A 22,438-nucleotide genomic window follows, 5' to 3' on the forward strand; every position below is an offset into this window, starting at 1 on the left:
TTTGTATTTTTAAGTAAGTATTATTTATTGCGCTTTATAATTAATGAGATGTGTATCTCAATAATTGCGATTTAGTATTGGTTAGATCTCAAAAGCTGTCAATGTGTATTTTTAGTCACATTTTTTGTTATTAAATAATATTTAAAGAAATAATAATTTATTTAATTTAGACATAAAAATAATAATAATTTTTATATTATATGATTTTAACTAATTATTTTTTTAATCATATTTTCACTTATTTGAACCATTATCTTAGTCAAATTTCAAACAGTCTTATAATGGTTAGGTTCAACCAGAAATATATTATTTATATAATGTTGACTAAAACAGTAGCCTTTATCTTCTAGATAGATGGCAAAAAGCTTCAAAAATTCTATAAAACTTATTTGAAAAAAAATATTTCAGATACATCTTTGGTGAGCAAAGTTTCAATAACTTTAGCTACAAAGCTATGTAAACTAGAGTGATGGCTAAGAACTAGACGTTTGATGACAGAAAAATGAAAAAAGGCTTCCTAAGCCTTAAAAAATGCGTATAATGCGCAACATCAAGTACGCGCTCATAGCTCAGCTGGATAGAGCACTTGGCTACGAACTAAGGGGTCGGGAGTTCGAATCTCTCTGAGCGCACCACTTGAAGAATTAACCGCTATATATAGCGGTTTTTTTGTACCTGTTTTTTATTAGTTCGATTTAAAAGCTAGTGCTCATGGCAACCAGCTCTTAAATAATTTGAAGTTGAAAAAATTAGCCAAATGTTTTAAAACGGCTTTCGTCTTCAATAAAAGCTTTTTCACCTGCTTCGCCTTCAATTGAACCAAATACTAATTGGGCCCTTAGTTTCCATTGAGCAGGAATATCAAAAGCAGCATTAATTTTCTCATCGATAATTGGATTGTAATGTTGTAAAGAAGCTCCAATACCTTGTTCAGCCAATACATTCCATACTGCAAATTGTGCAATTGCTGTTGAGTGTTCAGACCAGACTGGGAAATTATCAGCATACAATTCAAATTGCTCTTGTAGACCTTTAATCACATCTTGGTCTTCAAAAAATAAAACTGTACCAGCACCCGCTGCAAAACTTTGAATTTTTTGTTCAGTTCCCGCTAGTACTTCGGCAGGAACAATCGTTTTTAATACATCTAAAACAATATTCCAGAAATTTTGATGAGACTCATTAAATAAAATTACAACGCGAGATGACTGAGAGTTAAATGCTGAGGGGCTATGTTTGACCGCTTCTTGAATTAATCCTTCAATCTCCGAAGGAGTATGTTGTAAGTTTTTCCCGATCGAATAAATAGAACGACGTTTTTTAATTAATTCTAAAAAGCTTGGTTGATTGAAAAGAGAGGACTCTTGAGTGGCTTGAGTAACCACATCTTTTGAGACTGTTGCTTTTTGATTTAAGCCAAATAATTTTGCAAAGAAAGACATGAGACATTTCACTAAGAAGGTAATGCTCTTATTGTAGAAATTTTAAAAACTGAAATAAGCTCAAAAAATATGAATCTACGTTCTATATACGCAACGTAGTTGATCTTCGAATCTCATAATAAGCTCTACTTTTAAACAAAATAAAAAATAGCCTTTGATTCATTTTAAAGCTGAAATGAATATGCTCTAATAGTTTCGATTTATTGAGTATTGATGCAGTGCAATGACTGAGCAAAAAACAGCTTTATCTTTACGTTACTATTTGAATTTAGAAGAGTCACAAGATGGATTTTCATTAGTGACATTTGGGAAAAAGCAATTTACCCGTTTTCTTACACCTGCAATTAGTATCGCAATTATTATTTGGGGATTTTATTTAGGTCTCTCTGGGGTTGGACGATATTATGTCGGGTTAGGCGTATTTTTTCTGGTGATGCAAGGCCTGATGCGTTACTGGCTTTTACCTATGTTATTTAAGCGTCAATTTGTTCGTTACCAGTTTGGAAAGAGTGAGCAGGGAATCGACTTATATCAAGATTACTTTGAGCTTTATGCCAATGGTCGTAAGCAAGTGATGCAATATACGGATGTGCAAACTTTTGCTAAAGGTAAATTGACCTACATGCTTGAGCTAAAGAATAAAACTGTAATTATTGTACCAAAGCGCGCATTTGCACAGGTTTCAGATCAAATCATATTTGAAAATACATTTAAGAAATAAATTATTGGAATTATTAGCTGCAACAACAAAGGAAGCCTCATGAATACACGTCCTTCAAAAATCGTTTGCGTGGGCAGAAGTTACGCCGATCATGTCAAAGAATTAAATAATGCTATGCCTGACAGCCCTATATTATTTATTAAACCACCGAGTAGTTTGATTGGTTTAAATGACGGTATTTCTTGGAATCCAGCGTGGGGCAGTTGCCATTTTGAATGTGAGTTGGTGTTACGTATTGATCAACCTTTGAAAGGTGAAACAGATCCTGAAAAAGCTTTAAAAGCGATTGGAGCAGTAACTTTAGGTCTTGATTTAACAATGCGTGATTTACAGAATGATCTGAAAAGTAAAGGCCACCCATGGGAGCGAGCTAAAGCTTTTGATGGTGCTTGTGTTTTGGCAGATTGGGTTGATACAAAAGAAATTACAAATTGGCAAGAGACCAAATTCACTTTCCATATTAATGATGAATTGCGTCAAGATGGTAATACTGCACTGTTAATGTTTACTATTGGTGAACTTTTAACTGATATTAATCAGGTTTTTTCACTAGAGCCAGGTGATGTGATTATGACAGGTTCACCTGCTGGGGTTGGACCATTACATGCAGGTGATCAGTTGAAAATGACATTAAAAGGTGCAACGCAAGATTTTGCATGGGAAACTTTTGTAAAAGCATAACCCACTCCTAAAATTGCCAATTTTTAACCCTATTATTTTTTTAATAATAGGGTTTTTTATTGGGTAGGAAAGAGTGTCTATACTATTGAAGAGTTCTACTTTCTTATTTCTCTTCAAAAATTGTTGAGAGCGGAATAGAAAGTTTTGCTGCTAAATAATCATTAGATTCGACCAAGGCGGGTCCTATTTTTTCCATCCATTCATCGTCATCATGTACATTCAAAACATCTTCACGTAATGGTAAAGGGTATGGAAGAGCAGTGAAAAAGCTCCAGAAGTCAACTTGGGATAAATTGCGCGCAAGCACATATTCATCTTTATCGGTACGTTTAACCAAATTTTGCTCTTCAAGTAAAAGTACATAAGCTGGCCAGCGGCCAATTTCTCCGCGACCTAAAATTTCTAAAGCTTCTTTGTCACTTACACTTTCACCGAGTTTCTGTTTTTTATGAAACAGCTCGAGAATATCTAATAGCATTAAAACAGGATGACGTTTCTGCTCTTTACCCGAGTGAAAAGCAGTTAGAGCAAAACTTACTTCTACACCAAGTAAAATAATGTTCCATGACAGGAAGATCCATAGAAGGAAAATTGGCACTGCTGCAAATGCACCATAAATAATTTCATAACTAGTGAAATTTGACATCACAAAGCTAAAGAAATTTTTGAGTATTTCAAACAGTACAGCACTTAAACAAGCCGCTATTCCTGCTGCATAAACTGGGACTGTGCGATTGGGAATGGTCCAATATAAAATGAAGAAACCCAAAATAGTAAGTACAAAAGAAATTAGCCAGAGTAGAAATGCCCCATCAAGTTGATAACCTGTGAAGTTATTGCTTAATAAGTTCATCGATGCAACTGTTGATGAAATAACAAATGCGCTTCCTAAAATAATGGGACCTAAAGAGATGATTGTCCAATAGCGCATAAAGCCCATAATGCCACTACGAGTTTCTTTTACACGCCAAATACGGTTAAAGACGGTTTCAATTGAGGTCAGCATTAAGACAGTAGTAACGAATAAAAAAAGCACACCAATAACGGTTAAGTTACTAGATTTTTCTGTAAAAGCATTTAGCGCTTTATCAAATGCGATCGTGCTCTTCGGTAAAAAATTACTATAGATTAAATGTTGCAGCTGTTGTCTTGCGGGTTCTAACGCTTTGATTGAAGAAATAATTACTAAAAAAACTGTTAACATCGGCACAACTGCGAATAGCGTTGTATAGGTGAGAGAGCCAGCTTGTTCACGGCACCGATCAGCTTCAAAACGCTTAAATACATATAAAACGAACTGAAACCAGGTTTTATTATAAAAAGGAAGCTTACTTAAAAAACGTTGTAACATGCGTCGTCTATCCCGATTTTTTTAATCATCATGTTGGGCGATTGATAGCTTATCAAAGTATGAGCTTAAGTACTCAAATCGTAGATTAAAGCAAAATAATAACTTATAGAATTAAAGTCGTTCTGTAAGTTTACTATGTGCTATAGAAAGAATTGTAGCCATAAACTTTTTTCAACAAAGTAGGCTTTCTGTTGTCTAAGCAAGGGTTTACCAAAAGTAGATAAACTTTTTACTCGATGAGTCTGAGAAATTTGCTCGTGTTATCTTTTGTACTGCACCATCAATCACCTCTAGAATTTCATAAAATTGGTTGCGCCAAAAAAATAAAAAATCCCGTATAGTGTTCTTTTTAACAAAATTTATGAAACCGATGCAACCTTACATTCTTGTACTCTATTACAGCAAATATGGTTCTACTAAAGAAATGGCTCATTTAATTGCCAACGGTGTTGAGTCTGCGGGTATGTCAGTGAAAATTCGGACAGTACCAAATATTGCTCCAGCTGTCACAATAGCCGAGCCAAGCATTCCGGAAGAAGGTGATATCTATTGTACGTTAGATGATCTAACGAATTGTTCAGGTTTAGCGTTAGGTTCTCCAACTCGCTTTGGCAATATGGCAAGTGAAATGAAATATTTTTGGGATCAAACAACCAGTCTTTGGCTCAACGGGGCATTACATAATAAACCTGCTTGCGTTTTTACTTCTTCTGGTTCAATGCATGGTGGGCAGGAAAGTACTTTACTCACTATGCTACCGCCGTTATTTCATCATGGCATGATGATTTTGGGATTACCTAATGCAATTCCAGCCTTATCTAATACTAAAACAGGGGGAACACCTTATGGCGCAAGCCATGTAAGTGGACCGCGTCATGACCAAAACTTAAGTCAGGATGAAAAGATTTTGTGTGAAGCTCAAGGCAAACGTTTAGGAGAGGTTGCCAAAAAGCTTTTAGTTTAGTTTTGAGCAAATAAAAAAGAGCGGATATCCGCTCTTTTTTAGGTGTACATCTTATTCTTTTACAAAAGTAACTTTGCCATCTGTAAGAGAGTGTACACGTGCTAATGATTCAACGCGGTAGCCTTTTTCAAGCAATAAATCACGACCTGGTTGGAATGATTTCTCAATCACAATACCCACACCTACAACTTCTGCATTTGCTTGGTGAATTAAATCAATCAGGCCTAATGCTGCTTGACCATTTGCCAAGAAGTCATCAATAACTAATGCCTTATCAGTTGAATGAAGATGTTTATTTGAAATCGCAATCGTGCTTTCAGTTTGTTTAGTAAAACTAAATACTTTAGAGCGATATAAGTCATCTTTTAAGGTCAATGACTGATATTTGCGAGCAAAAATTACAGGTACACCAAGTTCTAAACCTGCCATGATTGCAGGTGCAATACCTGATGCTTCAATGGTAATAATCTTGGTAATCCCTGCATCTTTAAAGCGAGCGGCAAATTCTTTACCAATCTGCTGCATTAATACAGGATCAATTTGGTGGTTTAAGAAAGCGTCGACTTTCAAGACTTGATCAGATAGAACGATACCTTCTGTTAAGATTTTCTGTTCTAGTGCGTGCACGGGAGAATCCTCTAGACGGATGCTTTTTAAAGCAAATGCGTATTTTAAAAAGCATCCAAAAAAATGCAAGCTTTAATTCGTCTTACCTGTATAACTTGTTAATAACAATCCATAAGAAGTTTTACCATCAATATGACTTACTTTAACTGGTAAATAATCTAATTTCGGCGCTAACCAAAAGATTGTACTGCGTTCAGGTTTGTTGTGTTGTAAAACCACTTTAATGGTATCGAATGTTCCATAAGAGGTTTTAATTTTCTCATTACCTTGTTTTACAAATCGACGATTTTCAACTTCTTTTGCATCTGCAAGTGGATAAGAGGACTTCAGTGAACCATTTTTTAAGTCTTCACGCAGTTGTAACTCTGCGTTTAACTCATCAAGAACGCCTGCCTGCCAAGCAAATGAACGAGCTTTATCATCTTTCTTGGTAGAGATAGTTTTGCTATTTGGATTAAAGTTAATACTCATGGTGTTGTTATGAATCAAAATTTTGCTGGTACGGCTAAAACTTTGAGACCCAATTTTACCATTGGTGAAACTAAATTTACTTGTTTCACTGGCGGACGCAATTCCACCTGCTTTTGCAGTGAATTTATAAGTCCAGTTATTACCTTGCTGGCTTAAAGCACGTGTAGCCGACCCCATGCCTTTATTATTATAAGTAAACTGATAATTTGCCTGAAATGGGCTCATGGCAAGTGCATGGCTTGAGAAGCCTGCAAAAAGCAAAGTTGTTGAAATACCTGTTGCGATGCCAAACGATTTCAGAAATTTTGTTGCCATAAGTAAATATCCTTGTACAGACTAAAAAGTCAGTGCTGATGCATCTGTAACTTAAACATATTATGCCTGTTGATCATGGAGAAAAAATCAGGATTTATGCTAAATGTGTAATCTATTTGTGTTTTTTGGCAGTTAATTCATCTTCATTTATAAACCGTTTATTCATTTTTTTGCTGAATTGGCGTTATTTCAGAATCTGCGAATTCTTCTTCAAAATCGTCGTCCTGATCACGAGAAAGTAAGGCTGCTAAATTCACATTTCCAAATACAACTAACTCAGCTTCACGCACTCGTGCGTAATTTATATGTACTTTGCCTAATGTCTCGATGATGCTGGCTTTTTTGCCAAACCAACGATTGAGATCAAGAAATATGAGTTCATCGCGTTCTTCTGCTACATTAAAACGTTCAAGAATCATTCCCAAAGGGTCTTTTTTCAAAATTTTATGGTAATAAAAAACTGCGGCTTTTACGGCGATCTTTTGCCAAAAGTTTTTATATTTCGCTTCAATAATTTGTGTATTGCTAATTTGTTCAAAAACCAAGAGCTGTTGTTCTTTATTAAATTCCATCTGGACCAGTTTTAAATCAACCGATAGAGTGGTTTCTAAACCTTTTACATGCATGGTTGCATATAACCTTAACCAGTCATGATAAAGATCTGCATGTAGGTCATCTAAAAACTCAACATTATTGGTGACATAACGTTGCAAAGTGGCATTCAGAAAGGTTTGCGATAATGTAAAATCTCTTTCTTCCTCAATGAATGCTTCTGCTTTTTTATAGACTTTTTGAAGGCGTCTGACTAATGAGGAAAATAGCGTTTGCATAAAAGAACTTCCAGAAGATAATTTACTAAAGAGCCCACACAATCTTTATTATGATAAAAAACGGGTTTTGATATTGCAGTGTAGCAAATTTACTTGATACATTTTGACAAAATGAAAATGGATAAAACCCTATATTTGAAGTGAATCACACTTTTATCCATATTTGAATATCAGTTTGTATTTTATTCGGTATTAAACCGTGGGGAAAAGGCATTTATATGCTTTTAAGATTATGTTGAACAAAAGAAGTTTATCCATAGAGCCTTTTCATTATTGGTGGCAAGACCGAGTCTTTATTGCTGCAACAATATTGGCAATCTTACTGCATATTTTTGTGTTGCTCATTCACTTTGCCATGCCTAGCCCATCAGAGCAATCTACTAAAGAAATTGCAATTTCAATTCGGCCAAGCAATGAGCCAGTTCATCAGGCAGATTTTTTAGCGCAAACAGATCAGCAAGGCTCGGGCGCATTTCGTGAAGCTCATCGGACTTCTAGTGATACTCCAAATCCGATGCTCAATGATGCTTCAACTGGAGATACTGAGTTAGAAAGTTTGCAAAAGATTCATCAACAAAGAGAGCTTAAATTTGAAGAAAAAGTTTTAATGACGGTTTTGAGTTGGCAGAAACAAGCGGATGCAAGCCAAAGAAAAAAAGAACTAGAACAACTACAAAGTCAATTTCAAGCAAAAGCTGCCATGGTTGCAAGCCTTGAAGCACAATATTTGCAACGCCAACAAGATTTCAGCCGTCAGCAAAAAATTAAAACAGTAGATGGTATTCAAGCAAAGAAAGATGCTTCAGCTATTTATTTAGATAAATTTCGTGAAAAAGTAGAGCTTTACGGTAATCGCTATTATCCTGAAGAAGCCAAACAGCAACAGCTAAGAGGTGAAGTGCGTTTAATGGTTATTTTGAATGCTCAAGGGGGAATTCGTGCAATCCGTCTGCTTGAAAGTTCAGGGCATTCAATACTAGACGAAGCAGCGAAGTCTTCAGTACGCCGCGGCGCACCATTTGGGCATTTTGATGCCAATATGAAAGATATTTCGGAGTTGCGTATTGTACGTACTTGGCGTTTTGACCCAGCTGAAGCTGAATTTGAGGTTCACTAATTAAAAAATGTGGATAACTTTTAGGATATCCACATTTTAAGAATCATCGCATTATTCCTGATAAGGATTTGAAATATTGAGTTTTGCTAAAATTTCAATTTCTAAGCCTTCCATCTCTTCAGCATCTTCATCACTAGTTTCGTGGTCATAACCTAGTAAATGTAAAACACCATGTACTAACAGATGTGCAAAATGATTTTGGGCAGTTTTTTTCTGTTCTAATGCTTCTTGTAATACCACTGGAATGCAGATAACCAAATCACCTAGAGGTAAGGCATCTAGCATTGGTAGAATTTCTTCTGGAATATCACTTGGGAAAGATAAAACATTAGTTGGTTTATCTTTTTCTCGGTATTGCAAATTGAGTTGCTGGCTTTCATCCAGATCTACGCAAGCAACTCCAATTTCACAATCTTCTTTATAACCAACGTGGCGTAAAGTGGTCTCAATAATTTTTTTGAGTTGAGCGCGTTTGAGCTCTAACTCAGGTGATTGAAAGTCTTGTTGTAAACTTAAACTGATTTTCAAAATGAATCCTTAAGCATCCTGGTGTTGCAAGTCTGCTGCTGTATCGTTTTCAGCAACTAATGCTTCTTGACGTGCTTTACGTTCAGCACGTGCTTCAGCATTAAGACGCTGTTGTTCACCATCCCAACCTTCATACGCTTCAACAATTTTTTGAACAAGTTGATGACGTACAACGTCACGGGAATGGAAACGGGTAATATGAATTTCTTTAATGTTCTCGAGTACACGTAGTGCATGTGCCAAACCAGATTGTTGGCCTCGAGGTAAATCTACTTGGGTAATATCACCTGTAATCACTGCACGAGAACCAAAACCTAAACGGGTCAAGAACATTTTCATTTGTTCTGGTGTTGTGTTTTGAGCTTCATCCAAAATTACAAATGAATGGTTAAGTGTACGACCACGCATATATGCAAGAGGTGCAACTTCAATCACTTGACGCTCGATTAATTTGGCAACTTTTTCAAAGCCGAGCATTTCGTAAAGAGCATCGTAAAGAGGGCGTAGGTATGGGTCGATTTTCTGAGTTAAATCACCCGGTAGAAAACCTAGCTTTTCTCCAGCTTCTACAGCAGGACGTACAAGTAAAATCCGTTGGATTTCGTTACGTTCAAGCATATCTACTGCGGCGGCAACTGCTAAATAGGTTTTACCTGTACCCGCAGGGCCAACACCAAAAGAAATATCGCTTTGCAAAATACGCTGTACGTAGCGTTTTTGATTGGCACCACGTGGGTTAATACGACCTTTTCGAGTTTGGAAATAGACATCCATTGGTGCATCATGTTCATCCATTTCTTCTCCAACTAACTCGAAATTACGTTCAGTTTGAGAAGATTGAATTAACAGATGCAACAGATCTGCACTGATTTGCTGGGATACCTCAGACTCTTCGTAGAGTCGTTGCAATAATGCTTCGGCTCTCCCAACAGCATCTATCTCACCATCGATATGAAAAACATCTCCACGATGAGTAATTTTGACATCTAAACGCTGTTCAATTTGCTTAAGGTGCCCATTATAGGCACCCAAGATGCTCTTTAAACGTTCCATTGAAATTTCAGGAAATGTTACGGTACGTCGAATCGCTGCAGTCAAGAGAAAACCTTTCAGTAGACTTTAGAATACCTCTACATTACGCCACGTCAGGCTCAAGATTCAAGAGCTCACCGTAAACTAAATTTAAAGTTTTAATTTCAGTAATCTCGATCTCTGCAAAACGACCTACCCAAGAAGCATCACCTACAAAAGTAACTAGACGTGTATTATCGGCTGTACCTAGTAAAATATTAGGGTCTTGGTCCGAAACTTTTTCAATAAGAACACGTTCAATTTTGCCAAGCATTGCATCAGTTTTTTCAATGCTAGACTGTTTAATCACTTTTTGAACTTGAGCTAAACGCTCTTTCTTAACGTGCTCAGGCGTAGTATCAGGCAAATCTGATGCAGGTGTACCTGGACGTTTTGAATAAACAAAGCTATATGAGTGATCAAAATCTAAGTCTTTGATAAATTGAAGTGTTTCGGCGAAGTTTTTATCAGTTTCACCAGGGAAACCAATAATAAAGTCACTCGATAAGTGCATATCAGGGCGTATTTTTCTTAATTTGGCAATCTTGTCGATATAAACATCAATCGTATGATTTCGTTTCATTGCCTGTAAGACATCATTAGAGCCACTTTGAACAGGCAAGTGTAAATGCGACACCATTTGAGGCAAATCTTCATAGCACTGAATTAGCTCGTCAGAGAACTCAAGTGGGTGCGATGTTGTATAACGTAAACGTCCAATACCTGGAATTTCTGCAACGAGTCGTAACAATTCAGGGAAGGTACAGATGCCACCTTCAAAGGTTTCTCCGCGATATCCATTTACATTCTGACCCAGAAGTGAAATTTCACGGACACCTTTTTCCGCAAGACCTGCAATTTCTGCAAGTACATCATCTAATGGACGAGAAACTTCTTCACCGCGTGTGTAGGGAACTACACAGAAAGAACAGTATTTAGAGCAGCCTTCCATAATAGAAACGAATGCTTTAAAGCCTTCTACACGTGGTTCGGGTAAAAAGTCGAATTTTTCAATATCTGGGAAAGAAATATCAACCAGTTTGATTTTATCTTTTTTAGGTTTTTCTACTTGAGCATTATGTTGATCAAGCATTTGCGGTAAACGGTGTAATGTTTGTGGGCCAAAAATCATGTCTACATAAGGCGCACGTTTTTGAATATTGTCACCTTCTTGAGACGCAACACATCCACCGACACCAATCACAAGATCAGGATTTTTGTCTTTTAGTTTGCGCCAGCGACCTAATTCACTAAATACTTTTTCCTGCGCTTTTTCACGAATAGAACACGTATTCATGAGCAGAATGTCTGCTTCATTAGGGTTGGTCGTCAAAACGTAACCGTGAGAATCTCCTAAAAGGTCTGCCATACGGTGACTGTCATACTCATTCATCTGACACCCTTGAGTTTCAATATAAAGTTTTTTTATTGAAACATCAGTGGTGTGCGTTGGCTGGGTAACAGTGTTTTCTGAGGCAGCTTTGGCACCATTGGGAATGAAGGTTTGAACCGTCATGCAGGCTCCTAACAGATCGATCTAAAAAAGAATAAATTGGCCCAAAATGGGTCAAACCATCTATTATAGCAGTATTTGAGCTGAACCGATAACAGTAAACTTTCAGAACATGACACAGTTTTTGTGAAGTAAATTAGGTGAATTTTAATGATGTTGAATCATAGAGTTACATAACACAACAAAAGAAAGCACGAAGAATAATTAAACTATGCGTTGAAGGTGAATAGTCAAGGTTTAGCATATATATGAGACCAAGTAGAAAGAGCTCATCAATCCATAGTCGTGTAATGAAAAATAAATATATGCATCGTAGCTGGTTAGGAGCTATGTGTTTACTTGGTTGTTCATTTACCTATGCTGCCGAAGAGCAGTTTAATGATGCACTAAATGCTGCAAATAGTGGTAATACCGCGTTATTAGACCAATATCAGCTTGCTATGCAAAATGATGTGTTGGGATACTATCCAGAATATTGGAAACTTAATATAAACCTTGGCTTTCAACCTACTGCCTCTATCGTAAGCTTTGCTCAACGCTATCCACAATCAGCAATGGCTGAAAAATTAGCAGCCGATTATGTCGAAGAAAAAGTTAAACAAGCTGACTTTGCATCTGCTCAACCCGTCTTATCTTATGTCACCAACCCTGACCAAGCCGAAAATTGTGCTTTGGCACAGGTACGGGCGAAAAGTGGTGATGCATTAGTTTTTGCTGAATATAAAGATGTTTGGTTAGCAACTGAATCACAACCAGAATCTTGCTTAGGTTTAGGGCGCATGATGTTATCTAGCCCTTTAATGAGCGCACAAGATAAACAACAGCGTCTGTGGGTACAATTGCGTGCAGGTTTGTCGGGACAGGCGCTCGCGACAGCACAGACTCTGGGTTTGAATTTGTCTTTGGCTCAGCTTAACCAAATTCAGGCGAACCCACTCAATTATTTATGGAGTGCGCCTAAGACAAATGATGCAGATTATGCTTATTTGATTTTTGCGTTAGGGCGTTTAGCTAATAATGACTTAAGTAATGCTTTTTCAAATGTGCAGCGTGTTGCCCAAGGTACGCCACTAAATGTACAAAAATATTTATATCGTACGGTAGCCTATATTGGTGGCACCACTGTAATGAAAAATAATTTTAATCGTGAAGTTCTTCAATACTTTGATGCAAGTTATGGTTATCCATTAAGTCCGGAAGAAGCTGAAATTTATGCGCGTCAGGCGATTCGTTTTGGGGCGTGGGAAAGTTTAATTCGCGCTATCGATAGTATGACGGTAACCCAAAAACAAGAAGACCGTTGGCAATATTGGCTTGCTCGTGCGTCAGAGCAGCGTGGTGATAGTGCTTCTAAAGCAACAGCACAACAAATTTATAGAAAACTAGCTCAGGCTGGTGATGACTATCATAACCTTTTAGCAAAAGATCGCTTAGGTGAACGTTATAACCATCAACCTTATGATGATCAGCCAACGGCAAGTGATTTAAGACGTTTAGATCAGAATATTCACTTTAATCGTGCTTTTACTTTAAGACGTATTAATGCAAATCCAACTTACACGAATCGAGAGTGGAATTGGGCAGTTCGTCAAGCATATCTTCAGCACGATGATGGTTTACTTTTAGCTGCGGCAAAGCGTGCTCATGACATGGGCTGGTATGACCGTGCAATTTATGCAGCAGATCGTACAACAAATAAGCATAATGATACTTATCGCTATGTGACTCCTCATAAGACTAATGTCGTAAGTCATAGTTACAATGCAGGAATTGATCCTGCATGGGCTTATGGTTTAATGCGTCAAGAAAGTCGGTTTGTTACTTCTGCGCGTTCTCACGTTGGGGCGGGCGGTCTTATGCAAATTATGCCTGATACGGCGAAGTTGATTGCACGTCAAATGGGTGAAACTTATAATCCGGCTGCATTAAATGAAATGAATACCAATATTCGATATGGAACATTTTATTTGTCGATGATTCAGGGACAATTAAGCAATAACCCTGTTTTGGCGACAGCAGGTTATAATGCGGGGCCTAATCGGGCTAGACGTTGGCAGCCGGACTATCAATCAATTTCGGCTGACCAATATACTGAGACAATTCCATTGTTAGAAACCAGAGACTACGTCAAGCACGTTATGACGAATGCAACACATTACGGCGTAATATTGGGGCAAGGCGCCCAGTCGTTATCGCAGCGTATGAAAGTCATTCCAATGCGTACGTCACCTTAACTTTAAGGTGGTTGATGATGGATCTTCTTTTAATTGGCATATTCAAGTTTTAATTAAATGAAATATAGATATTTGGAACTTCGTTCAATTTTGCAACTTGCATGGTGGCTCATCTGTGCGGGAGTAGGGTTGATGAGTTCCGTTTTACATGCCGAACCTGTTAATTTACAGGGGTATGTTATGCATGTGCAAATGACACCTGCCGCATGTGCATTAGATCCCTCTAAACAAAAACAACGTAAATGTCTTGAAGGATATTCACTGACAATTACAGGCCTCATGCCAGAAACAAACCAAAGTAATTGCTCAACAGACAGTTCTGCAACCTTGTCTCCATTGCAAGCCAAAGTCGTAGCTCGGGTTATGCCTGATAATAATGCTCGTGTACAGCTATGGAAAAGTGTAGGCGGATGCGTTCCTATGAATGCAAGCCAATATTTCCGTACGGTTATTAATTTTGCTGAACGTTTAAAAATTCCGGCTAGTCTCACAAGTTCAACAAATGTTGAAATGCAGCAATCCGCTTTAAGACAGCAGTTTGTACGCCTTAATCCGAGTTTACCTCAAAATGGTATCCGTTTTAGTTGTCAATTATCACGTTCGGATGTGGTTTTAACGGAAGTGAAAGTTTGTTACACGGTAAAGGGCCAATATAAACAGTGTGCAAATCATGTGGTATCGAATTGCCCTGGTGAAATCATGATTAAAGGTAGTTATTAAAGATTACGAACATTTCGTAAGGAAATGCTGACCATACATTGAATCTATTTGTAAAGATTAATTTGTATTTTCTATCAGACTTTTGGTGAAAACGAGTCGCTTTTACATGCATCTGCCAAATCTTTAGAGTACAATCTTTGCCGTTTATGATGATTTGGTTAGATGGAATTCCTATTTAGCCCGATTAAGGACACTCATTGGAGACAATTACATGAAGCAACCCGTTCGTGTTGCCGTGACTGGCGCTGCAGGTCAAATTGGTTACAGCTTACTATTCCGTATCGCAAGCGGTGAAATGTTAGGTAAAGATCAACCTGTTATTTTACAATTGCTTGAAGTTCCAGTTGAAAAAGCACAACAAGCGCTTAAAGGCGTAATGATGGAACTTGATGACTGTGCTTTCCCTTTATTGGCTGGCATGATCGGGACTGATGATCCGAAAGTTGCATTTAAAGATGCTGACTACGCATTGTTGGTAGGTTCTCGTCCACGTGGTCCTGGTATGGAACGTGCTGACTTGTTAAAAGTTAACGGTGAAATTTTCATCGGCCAAGGTCAAGCATTAAACGAAGTTGCTAGCCGTAACGTTAAAGTATTAGTTGTAGGTAACCCTGCAAACACTAACGCTTACATCGCAATGAAATCTGCTCCAGATCTTCCAGCGAAAAACTTCACAGCTATGTTGCGTCTTGACCACAACCGCGCGTTGACTCAAGTTGCTCAAAAAGCTGGTGTTGCAGTTGCTGACATCGAAAACTTAACAGTTTGGGGCAACCACTCTCCAACAATGTATGCTGACTACCGTTTTGCAACTGCAAATGGCGAAAGCTTAAAAGACAAAATCAACGATCCAGCTTGGAACAAAGACGTATTCCTTCCAACTGTTGGTAAACGTGGTGCTGCGATCATCGAAGCGCGTGGTTTGTCTTCTGCTGCTTCTGCTGCTAACGCTGCAATTGACCATATGCGTGACTGGGCGCTTGGTACAAACGGCAAATGGGTAACTATGGGTATTCCATCTGATGGTTCTTATGGTATTCCTGAAGGCGTTATGTTCGGTTTCCCTGTTACAACTGAAAACGGTGAATACAAAATCGTTCAAGGTTTAGAAATCGATGAATTCAGCCGTGAGCGTATCAACTTCACTCTAAACGAGCTTGAAGAAGAACGTGCAGCAATTGCTGACATGGTGAAATAATTCATCAGTTTGATGAGTTAAAAAAGCACTCTTTTAGAGTGCTTTTTTATTGAATTCTGAAAAAGCAAACACAAAAAGCAACAAGAAAATATAGACACTATCATGCAAGTAAAAACGTTTTATTGTTAGATTAGTTAATAGATGATTTAAAAGAAGTTATAGGAGAATAACAATGTTTGAACAGCAACCGACTTTAGAGCTTTTATTTGATCAGTTGGGTTTAGATTCTGATGAAGCAAGTATTGAAAACTTTATCAAAACACATCAATTGCCAGCCGAGCAAAAATTACATGAAGCGTCTTTTTGGTCAAAAGGTCAAAGCGATTTTTTGAAGAGTCATTGGGAAAAAGATGATGAATGGATTGTGGTTATTGATGAGCTTAATGAACAACTGCATGAAGACAGTGTGAAAAAATAATTTCAAAAAATAAAGCCTGTTTTACAAGTAATACGTAAAACAGGCTTTATTGCATTAATAGTTTAATGTGTCTTTACTTTTAATTTATCTTTATACCATGGCTCATGACGTACAAGGTCAAATACAGGTTGGCCATGAAGCAATTCAAGATCACATGTAGACGTTGATAAATATTTAGTTAACCAATGTCGGGTTAATGCTGACTCTTGTCGTGCTGCTGACGCATATGCTAAGAAGAAATAGATATCAGCATGTTCATGATGTGCTAATGGCTTCAAAATTTGTTGAGTAATCAGCGCAAAACGTTTTTCTTTATTGAGTTCAAAATAAAGCATATAGGCTTTGGCTAAGTGTAGAGACAAATTAAGGTATAAGCTCAATGGCATTTCTTCATATTCCATACGGGCTTGTTCAAGCAAGACAATAGCTTCTTGTAAGAAATGAAGTTGTTCTTGGCGAACACGACTTAATACTACAAGTTGCATGCGTAACTCGGCACGCTCTAAAGCAAGCTCAGGCGTATTTTCAGTCAAATAAAGTTGGTCTGTTTCACCAATTCGGCTCACAATTGTTTTACTTTCAATAGACATACGCCATCACCTTTTTTAATCAATAGCTCTTATATCGGGTTCATTTACCAAATTTAAAGAGTAACCTTTAGACCCAAATGGAATTTCCACTACGAAGCCAAGCTGTAATAGAGAGTCTTTGCTGTTTTGAAGTTAATACTTCATGTAGTAAATCACTTTGAAATATTACCAGTCGATTGGGTTCGGGATTAACAATATGCCATTTCTCGTTTTTATCTTGTAGTCGCAATTGCCCACCCCAATCCTCTTGCCATTCTGGATGTAGATAATAGACAGTTGAGATAATACGATCATTTTTTTGTTGAGGATTGTCTCGGTGTAAAGCATAAAATTCACCCAAATTATAACGAGCAAAATGAGCTTCAACCTCTTTAATCCCTAAATAGAATGCTTGATTTAGACTTCGTGAAAATAAAGTTAAGGTTTCAATATGTTGCTGAGCAATAGGGAGCCGGTCATTAATCCAGAGAATATGGTCGCTACGAATATTACTTACAACGCCGTTTTGAATGCCTGCTTCTCTAAACTCATCCATATGATGGCTACATTCTTGAGAAACCTGTGCGCGATATTGATCTGGATATGCTTGATTTATAATGGCAAAGCCATGCGCATTTAAATCATCTAAAATTTGATCCAAATTCCATGAATCAGGAAGTGAGTGAGAACGCATATAACCTCGAGTAGATCGTAAAAATATCAAGCAGCTCTATTTTAGATGATCACAACCTTACGAAAGAATATTTTTTTCATGTTAAACTATTTGTTGAATTGAGGAATTAAAGTCAACATGAATTACCGTCACCATTTCCATGCGGGCAACTTTGCAGATGTTATGAAGCATGTGCTTTTGCTACAGCTTCTCAACCGTTTAAATGCTAAAGATAAACCTTATCGTTATATCGATACGCATGGAGGGGCCGGCAAATATGATTTATCTCTGGCACCTGCACAAAAGTCTGGAGAATTTCTCACAGGCATTCATCGTCTAGTTCAACTATCTGAAATGGAAAAGCGTCAGGCACCTGAAGCAATCCAACAATATTTGAAGTTAGTCGAACAATTGCGTTCTGAAGAAGGTAAGGGGAGTTATCCTGGTTCTCCTTGGTTTGCCCTGCAAGGCATGCGTGAAATCGACAAAGCGACTATATTTGAAATGCAGCGCGATGTATTTCAGCAATTACGTCATAACATTCGTGATAAACGTGCAGGTTTACATGAGCGCGATGCATATGAAGGCTTGCTTGGCGTAATTCCGCCAAAAGAAAAGCGCGGTCTGGTTATGATCGACCCTCCTTACGAATTAGAACGTAAAGACTTTCCGCAATTAGTTGAACTTTTACAACAAGCTTATAAAAAATGGCCAACAGGCGTTTTTGCAGTTTGGTATCCAATCAAAGACCGAGCGATGATTGAGCGTTTTGAAAAGAAAATGTTTAAAACGGGCATCCGCCGTCAGTTAGTTTGTGAAATTTGTGTATGGCCAGATGACACACCTGTAGGTCTAAATGGTTGTGGTCTATTAGTGATTAACCCACCTTGGCAGTTCTCTGAACAAGCAGACCAAGCACTACAGTGGTTATTCCCGCATCTTCGCATGCAAGAAACTGGTGGTCATGCTGCTGTTCGCTGGTTGGTAGGTGAGTAACAGTTAACTTAAATCAATGCACATGTTTGGAATAGAAAATAATGACAAATGCGCCTAAACCAGAGCAAGATTTAACTCATAATGAACATTCATTTGATGGGATTACATTTGAAGTGGTTGAAGAAGAAGATAATCCAGAAGGACAAAAAGTGAAGCGCCGAGGTATTTATCTTTGGCCTAACTTAATTACAACCGCTGCTCTGTTGTCCGGTTTCTATTCCATCATTGCAAGTATGAATGGAGATTTTAACCAAGCGATCTATGCCATTTTTATTGCAGCGCTATTAGATGGCTTAGATGGTCGAGTTGCTCGAGCGATTGGTGCACAAAGTGCTTTTGGCGAACAATATGATTCTCTCTCGGACTTGTTAGCTTTTGGTGTGGCTCCAGCAATGCTGATGTATAGCTGGAGTTTGCATGATTTAGGTCGTATTGGTCTGGCTTGTTGTTTTGTTTATACAGCCTGCGCAGCCTTCCGACTAGCGCGTTTTAATGTGCAAATAGGCGTTGTCGATAAGCGTTATTTTATCGGCATTGCAAGTCCACTCGCTGCTATTATCATTATTTCACTCGTCTGGGTTGCTCGCGATTATCCTTTCATTTTTGATTTACGTGATATTGCGATTCAAACTATTAATGCTGTTCTTATGGTAATTGTGGGATTACTCATGATTTCCAATATTAAATATTATTCTTTCAAACAGATGGATCGTAAACGCGTTCCTTTTGTAGTTATGTTGCCAGTAGTACTGATTTTTGCGGCAATCACTTATAATATTCCAATGGGCATTTTGACAGTTTCAATTATCTATGCTCTATCTGGTTTTGTTACGACTTTATTTGCACGCAAGAGTAATGAAACAATAAAAACATAAAATAGAAGAGGTTCAGTATGCCTAAGTTGATAAATGAAATTAATCAATTACAGCAGCTGGGCCCTAATGCTAAAGAGGGGGTTGTTTATCAACCTTCTCGTGGCTTTTTTAAAATTGTTTATCAAGGCTTGATCCTTCCTAATTTACCAACCCCACTTCGTTATTTTAATTATATTAGTTTAGTGGGACAGCCACGTATTCCTCTATGTTATAACACCCACAGCATTACAACTTCAGCTATCGACACTGCAACAGTGCTTGTAAGTAATAGCCAACATAGTGTGGGACATTTAAAAACATATTCTATTCGACGCCAATGCCAGTTTGATTCGGCGCTATATCAATTTGATAAAACCGACCTGATTCAATGGCAAATTCCCGTGATTCGCCTTCAACGATTAGACCCAGAAATGGGGTGTGATCTTACGATTCAGATTCCAGAAAATATATCTAATGCCTCTGCTTTGCAGTGGGGTGTTTCTGACTATTGGTCAACACTATGTGTATGTGAAGGGGAAATTTTTTATAAAGGACAGAAATATCAAATTGAAGGGTTGGGGCGATTTAAACACGCGCGAGCTTTGCACTTGCCGTTCTTATCTTTATGTTTCTATACGTGCCAAATTATTAACTTAAATGAAACTACTCAGCTTACATTCTTACAAATAAGAAATCAGTGGAATATCATCCTATGTTCAAGATTAGATATTCAAGAATTTGGGAAGCCTGTTGAAAGTTTTACAGAAGACGTAAATTTACATATCCACCGAGTTTATCCAAAGGTTAAAACACCGAATGGTAAAGAGATGTACTTGCCTAGGGAGTTTTCTTGGCAATGTGAGAAAAATGGAAAAATAATTTTTGAACTTTATGCACAAAGCCGAGGTGACTATAAGTTTGGTTTGGCGGCTGGATATGTGGGAAGCTTTCAATATCAATTAAGCTGGAATGAACAGTGTTTGCAAGGAGAGGGTGGGTACTGTGAATATATTGATTGTCGCCCACTTAGATGGCAAGAAAAGAATCAAGACGAGAAAATTTTAGATAAATTGATGCTTTTACAACCATGTTTATATAAAAAATGACTATTTTTATCATTTTTGATTAAAAAGCGAACTGTTGTTGCGTTAATATTAAAAAAGGTATTGCAAAGGGAATTTAATGGTCTATAATGCACATCCATCGGCGGTGATGCAGATAGAAACTTGTTGAAAAACAGTTGCTTATGATTAAGTTGATTGCTTTAAGTGATGAATTTGATGTTAAGTTGGTTTTGAGAATGAGTTTTAAAAATATCGAAATTACCTGTTGACTTTTAAGAGATTAAGAGTAATATAGCCGACCTAGCTTGCTGGTGACGAACCAGGAAGAAGATCATTAAGAGAATTGAAGAACAACTTGTGTGGATTTTTACTGATTGATTAATCGAAATAATTTTCATTGATTAATTGGTTTAAATTACTCGAAGTTTATTTGAGCGAAATTTAAGTCAGTAATTGATGAGCCAGAATTGGCACCTTGTCTTTAAATAAGGTGCAAAATGATTTTAACTGAAGAGTTTGATCATGGCTCAGATTGAACGCTGGCGGCAGGCTTAACACATGCAAGTCGAGCGGAGAGAGGTAGCTTGCTACTGATCTTAGCGGCGGACGGGTGAGTAATGCTTAGGAATCTGCCTATTAGTGGGGGACAACATTTCGAAAGGAATGCTAATACCGCATACGTCCTACGGGAGAAAGCAGGGGATCTTCGGACCTTGCGCTAATAGATGAGCCTAAGTCGGATTAGCTAGTTGGTGGGGTAAAGGCCTACCAAGGCGACGATCTGTAGCGGGTCTGAGAGGATGATCCGCCACACTGGGACTGAGACACGGCCCAGACTCCTACGGGAGGCAGCAGTGGGGAATATTGGACAATGGGCGCAAGCCTGATCCAGCCATGCCGCGTGTGTGAAGAAGGCCTTATGGTTGTAAAGCACTTTAAGCGAGGAGGAGGCTACTTTAGTTAATACCTAGAGATAGTGGACGTTACTCGCAGAATAAGCACCGGCTAACTCTGTGCCAGCAGCCGCGGTAATACAGAGGGTGCAAGCGTTAATCGGATTTACTGGGCGTAAAGCGCGCGTAGGCGGCTAATTAAGTCAAATGTGAAATCCCCGAGCTTAACTTGGGAATTGCATTCGATACTGGTTAGCTAGAGTGTGGGAGAGGATGGTAGAATTCCAGGTGTAGCGGTGAAATGCGTAGAGATCTGGAGGAATACCGATGGCGAAGGCAGCCATCTGGCCTAACACTGACGCTGAGGTGCGAAAGCATGGGGAGCAAACAGGATTAGATACCCTGGTAGTCCATGCCGTAAACGATGTCTACTAGCCGTTGGGGCCTTTGAGGCTTTAGTGGCGCAGCTAACGCGATAAGTAGACCGCCTGGGGAGTACGGTCGCAAGACTAAAACTCAAATGAATTGACGGGGGCCCGCACAAGCGGTGGAGCATGTGGTTTAATTCGATGCAACGCGAAGAACCTTACCTGGCCTTGACATAGTAAGAACTTTCCAGAGATGGATTGGTGCCTTCGGGAACTTACATACAGGTGCTGCATGGCTGTCGTCAGCTCGTGTCGTGAGATGTTGGGTTAAGTCCCGCAACGAGCGCAACCCTTTTCCTTATTTGCCAGCGAGTAATGTCGGGAACTTTAAGGATACTGCCAGTGACAAACTGGAGGAAGGCGGGGACGACGTCAAGTCATCATGGCCCTTACGGCCAGGGCTACACACGTGCTACAATGGTCGGTACAAAGGGTTGCTACCTAGCGATAGGATGCTAATCTCAAAAAGCCGATCGTAGTCCGGATTGGAGTCTGCAACTCGACTCCATGAAGTCGGAATCGCTAGTAATCGCGGATCAGAATGCCGCGGTGAATACGTTCCCGGGCCTTGTACACACCGCCCGTCACACCATGGGAGTTTGTTGCACCAGAAGTAGCTAGCCTAACTGCAAAGAGGGCGGTTACCACGGTGTGGCCGATGACTGGGGTGAAGTCGTAACAAGGTAGCCGTAGGGGAACCTGCGGCTGGATCACCTCCTTAACGAAAGATTGACGATTGGTAAGAATCCACAACAAGTTG

At 38.5% G+C, this 22,438-nt stretch carries 21 protein-coding genes, 1 tRNA gene, 1 rRNA gene and 1 pseudogene; 14 read left to right on the forward strand and 10 right to left on the reverse strand.

Annotated features, from left to right (window positions below; translation table 11 throughout):
• Positions 1-350 precede the first annotated feature (350 nt).
• Complete coding sequence (locus tag KIP84_RS02415) at positions 351-470, forward strand: hypothetical protein (RefSeq protein ID WP_227504977.1); 120 nt, start codon at positions 351-353, stop codon at positions 468-470.
• A gap of 88 nt (positions 471-558) precedes the next feature.
• A tRNA-Arg gene (locus tag KIP84_RS02420) sits at positions 559-635 on the forward strand.
• 114 nt (positions 636-749) lie between these two features.
• On the opposite strand, the gene KIP84_RS02425 is transcribed toward KIP84_RS02420, so the two are convergent.
• Positions 750-1,442, reverse strand: coding sequence for a nitroreductase family protein (locus tag KIP84_RS02425; RefSeq protein ID WP_174723009.1), 693 nt, complete (start codon positions 1,440-1,442; stop codon positions 750-752).
• Positions 1,443-1,665: 223 nt separating this feature from the next.
• On the opposite strand from KIP84_RS02425, the gene KIP84_RS02430 reads away from it, so the two are divergent.
• Positions 1,666-2,163 (forward strand): YcxB family protein, encoded by a 498-nt coding sequence (locus tag KIP84_RS02430; RefSeq protein ID WP_213689256.1) that lies wholly within the window; start codon positions 1,666-1,668, stop codon positions 2,161-2,163.
• Between the two features lie 39 nt (positions 2,164-2,202).
• Positions 2,203-2,844: a fumarylacetoacetate hydrolase family protein gene (locus tag KIP84_RS02435; protein WP_005078301.1), complete on the forward strand. Its 642-nt coding sequence runs from the start codon at positions 2,203-2,205 to the stop codon at positions 2,842-2,844.
• Positions 2,845-2,947: 103 nt separating this feature from the next.
• On the opposite strand, the gene KIP84_RS02440 is transcribed toward KIP84_RS02435, so the two are convergent.
• Positions 2,948-4,195, reverse strand: a complete 1,248-nt coding sequence (locus KIP84_RS02440; RefSeq protein ID WP_213689257.1) for a YihY family inner membrane protein — start codon at positions 4,193-4,195, stop codon at positions 2,948-2,950.
• A gap of 361 nt (positions 4,196-4,556) precedes the next feature.
• Here KIP84_RS02440 and wrbA point away from each other — a divergent pair, with 361 nt between their 5' ends.
• The gene (wrbA, locus tag KIP84_RS02445) at positions 4,557-5,159 is read left to right on the forward strand and encodes an NAD(P)H:quinone oxidoreductase (protein ID WP_171518721.1); all 603 of its coding nucleotides are present in this window, start codon (positions 4,557-4,559) and stop codon (positions 5,157-5,159) included.
• Positions 5,160-5,210: 51 nt separating this feature from the next.
• Here wrbA and KIP84_RS02450 read toward each other — a convergent pair whose 3' ends face one another.
• From KIP84_RS02450 to KIP84_RS02460, 3 genes are all read right to left on the reverse strand, one after another.
• Positions 5,211-5,786, reverse strand: a complete 576-nt coding sequence (locus KIP84_RS02450; RefSeq protein WP_002119547.1) for a xanthine phosphoribosyltransferase — start codon at positions 5,784-5,786, stop codon at positions 5,211-5,213.
• A gap of 72 nt (positions 5,787-5,858) precedes the next feature.
• Positions 5,859-6,572: a DUF3108 domain-containing protein gene (locus KIP84_RS02455; protein WP_002119525.1), complete on the reverse strand. Its 714-nt coding sequence runs from the start codon at positions 6,570-6,572 to the stop codon at positions 5,859-5,861.
• Positions 6,573-6,730: 158 nt separating this feature from the next.
• Positions 6,731-7,402, reverse strand: a complete 672-nt coding sequence (locus KIP84_RS02460) for a hypothetical protein (protein ID WP_213689258.1) — start codon at positions 7,400-7,402, stop codon at positions 6,731-6,733.
• A 232-nt stretch (positions 7,403-7,634) separates the two neighbouring features.
• On the opposite strand from KIP84_RS02460, the gene KIP84_RS02465 reads away from it, so the two are divergent.
• A complete protein-coding gene (locus tag KIP84_RS02465; RefSeq protein WP_213689259.1) occupies positions 7,635-8,519 on the forward strand; it encodes a TonB family protein in 885 nt (294 codons plus the stop codon).
• A gap of 51 nt (positions 8,520-8,570) precedes the next feature.
• Here KIP84_RS02465 and ybeY read toward each other — a convergent pair whose 3' ends face one another.
• Genes ybeY through miaB form a run of 3 tightly spaced genes read right to left on the reverse strand, consistent with a single transcriptional unit; the run spans position 8,571 to position 11,634 of the window.
• Positions 8,571-9,047 carry an rRNA maturation RNase YbeY gene (gene ybeY, locus KIP84_RS02470; protein WP_213689260.1) on the reverse strand — a complete coding sequence of 159 codons (477 nt, stop codon included), beginning with the start codon at positions 9,045-9,047 and terminating at the stop codon, positions 8,571-8,573.
• 9 nt (positions 9,048-9,056) lie between these two features.
• Complete coding sequence (locus KIP84_RS02475) at positions 9,057-10,145, reverse strand: PhoH family protein (protein ID WP_002119513.1); 1,089 nt, start codon at positions 10,143-10,145, stop codon at positions 9,057-9,059.
• 37 nt (positions 10,146-10,182) lie between these two features.
• On the reverse strand, positions 10,183-11,634 hold the full coding sequence (miaB, locus tag KIP84_RS02480; protein ID WP_063097843.1) for a tRNA (N6-isopentenyl adenosine(37)-C2)-methylthiotransferase MiaB: 1,452 nt from the start codon (positions 11,632-11,634) through the stop codon (positions 10,183-10,185).
• A gap of 287 nt (positions 11,635-11,921) precedes the next feature.
• Here miaB and KIP84_RS02485 point away from each other — a divergent pair, with 287 nt between their 5' ends.
• The 4 genes from KIP84_RS02485 to KIP84_RS02500 all read left to right on the forward strand — a co-directional run bounded on the left by KIP84_RS02485 (position 11,922) and on the right by KIP84_RS02500 (position 16,201).
• On the forward strand, positions 11,922-13,865 hold the full coding sequence (locus KIP84_RS02485; protein WP_213689261.1) for a lytic transglycosylase domain-containing protein: 1,944 nt from the start codon (positions 11,922-11,924) through the stop codon (positions 13,863-13,865).
• A gap of 57 nt (positions 13,866-13,922) precedes the next feature.
• The gene (locus tag KIP84_RS02490) at positions 13,923-14,585 is read left to right on the forward strand and encodes a hypothetical protein (RefSeq protein ID WP_005804634.1); all 663 of its coding nucleotides are present in this window, start codon (positions 13,923-13,925) and stop codon (positions 14,583-14,585) included.
• 211 nt (positions 14,586-14,796) lie between these two features.
• Entirely contained in the window at positions 14,797-15,783 is a 987-nt protein-coding gene (locus KIP84_RS02495; protein WP_002119517.1) for a malate dehydrogenase, read from the forward strand.
• A 172-nt stretch (positions 15,784-15,955) separates the two neighbouring features.
• The gene (locus KIP84_RS02500; protein WP_002119522.1) at positions 15,956-16,201 is read left to right on the forward strand and encodes a DUF2789 family protein; all 246 of its coding nucleotides are present in this window, start codon (positions 15,956-15,958) and stop codon (positions 16,199-16,201) included.
• Between the two features lie 62 nt (positions 16,202-16,263).
• Here KIP84_RS02500 and KIP84_RS02505 read toward each other — a convergent pair whose 3' ends face one another.
• The gene (locus tag KIP84_RS02505) at positions 16,264-16,791 is read right to left on the reverse strand and encodes a hypothetical protein (RefSeq protein ID WP_005804635.1); all 528 of its coding nucleotides are present in this window, start codon (positions 16,789-16,791) and stop codon (positions 16,264-16,266) included.
• A gap of 67 nt (positions 16,792-16,858) precedes the next feature.
• Positions 16,859-17,464 carry a 2OG-Fe(II) oxygenase gene (locus KIP84_RS02510; protein ID WP_213689262.1) on the reverse strand — a complete coding sequence of 202 codons (606 nt, stop codon included), beginning with the start codon at positions 17,462-17,464 and terminating at the stop codon, positions 16,859-16,861.
• Between the two features lie 117 nt (positions 17,465-17,581).
• Here KIP84_RS02510 and rlmJ point away from each other — a divergent pair, with 117 nt between their 5' ends.
• The 4 genes and pseudogenes from rlmJ to KIP84_RS02530 all read left to right on the forward strand — a co-directional run bounded on the left by rlmJ (position 17,582) and on the right by KIP84_RS02530 (position 22,399).
• Complete coding sequence (gene rlmJ, locus KIP84_RS02515) at positions 17,582-18,439, forward strand: 23S rRNA (adenine(2030)-N(6))-methyltransferase RlmJ (RefSeq protein ID WP_002119552.1); 858 nt, start codon at positions 17,582-17,584, stop codon at positions 18,437-18,439.
• A 41-nt stretch (positions 18,440-18,480) separates the two neighbouring features.
• On the forward strand, positions 18,481-19,314 hold the full coding sequence (gene pssA / locus KIP84_RS02520) for a CDP-diacylglycerol--serine O-phosphatidyltransferase (RefSeq protein ID WP_151302285.1): 834 nt from the start codon (positions 18,481-18,483) through the stop codon (positions 19,312-19,314).
• Between the two features lie 17 nt (positions 19,315-19,331).
• Positions 19,332-20,418: pseudogene (locus KIP84_RS02525) on the forward strand (DUF6670 family protein).
• A gap of 443 nt (positions 20,419-20,861) precedes the next feature.
• Positions 20,862-22,399, forward strand: a 16S ribosomal RNA gene (locus KIP84_RS02530).
• The last annotated feature ends 39 nt before the right edge of the window (positions 22,400-22,438 follow it).

This window comes from Acinetobacter sp. BHS4, from assembly GCF_018454425.1.
In the GTDB taxonomy this organism is placed as follows: Bacteria; Pseudomonadota; Gammaproteobacteria; order Pseudomonadales; family Moraxellaceae; genus Acinetobacter; species Acinetobacter pittii.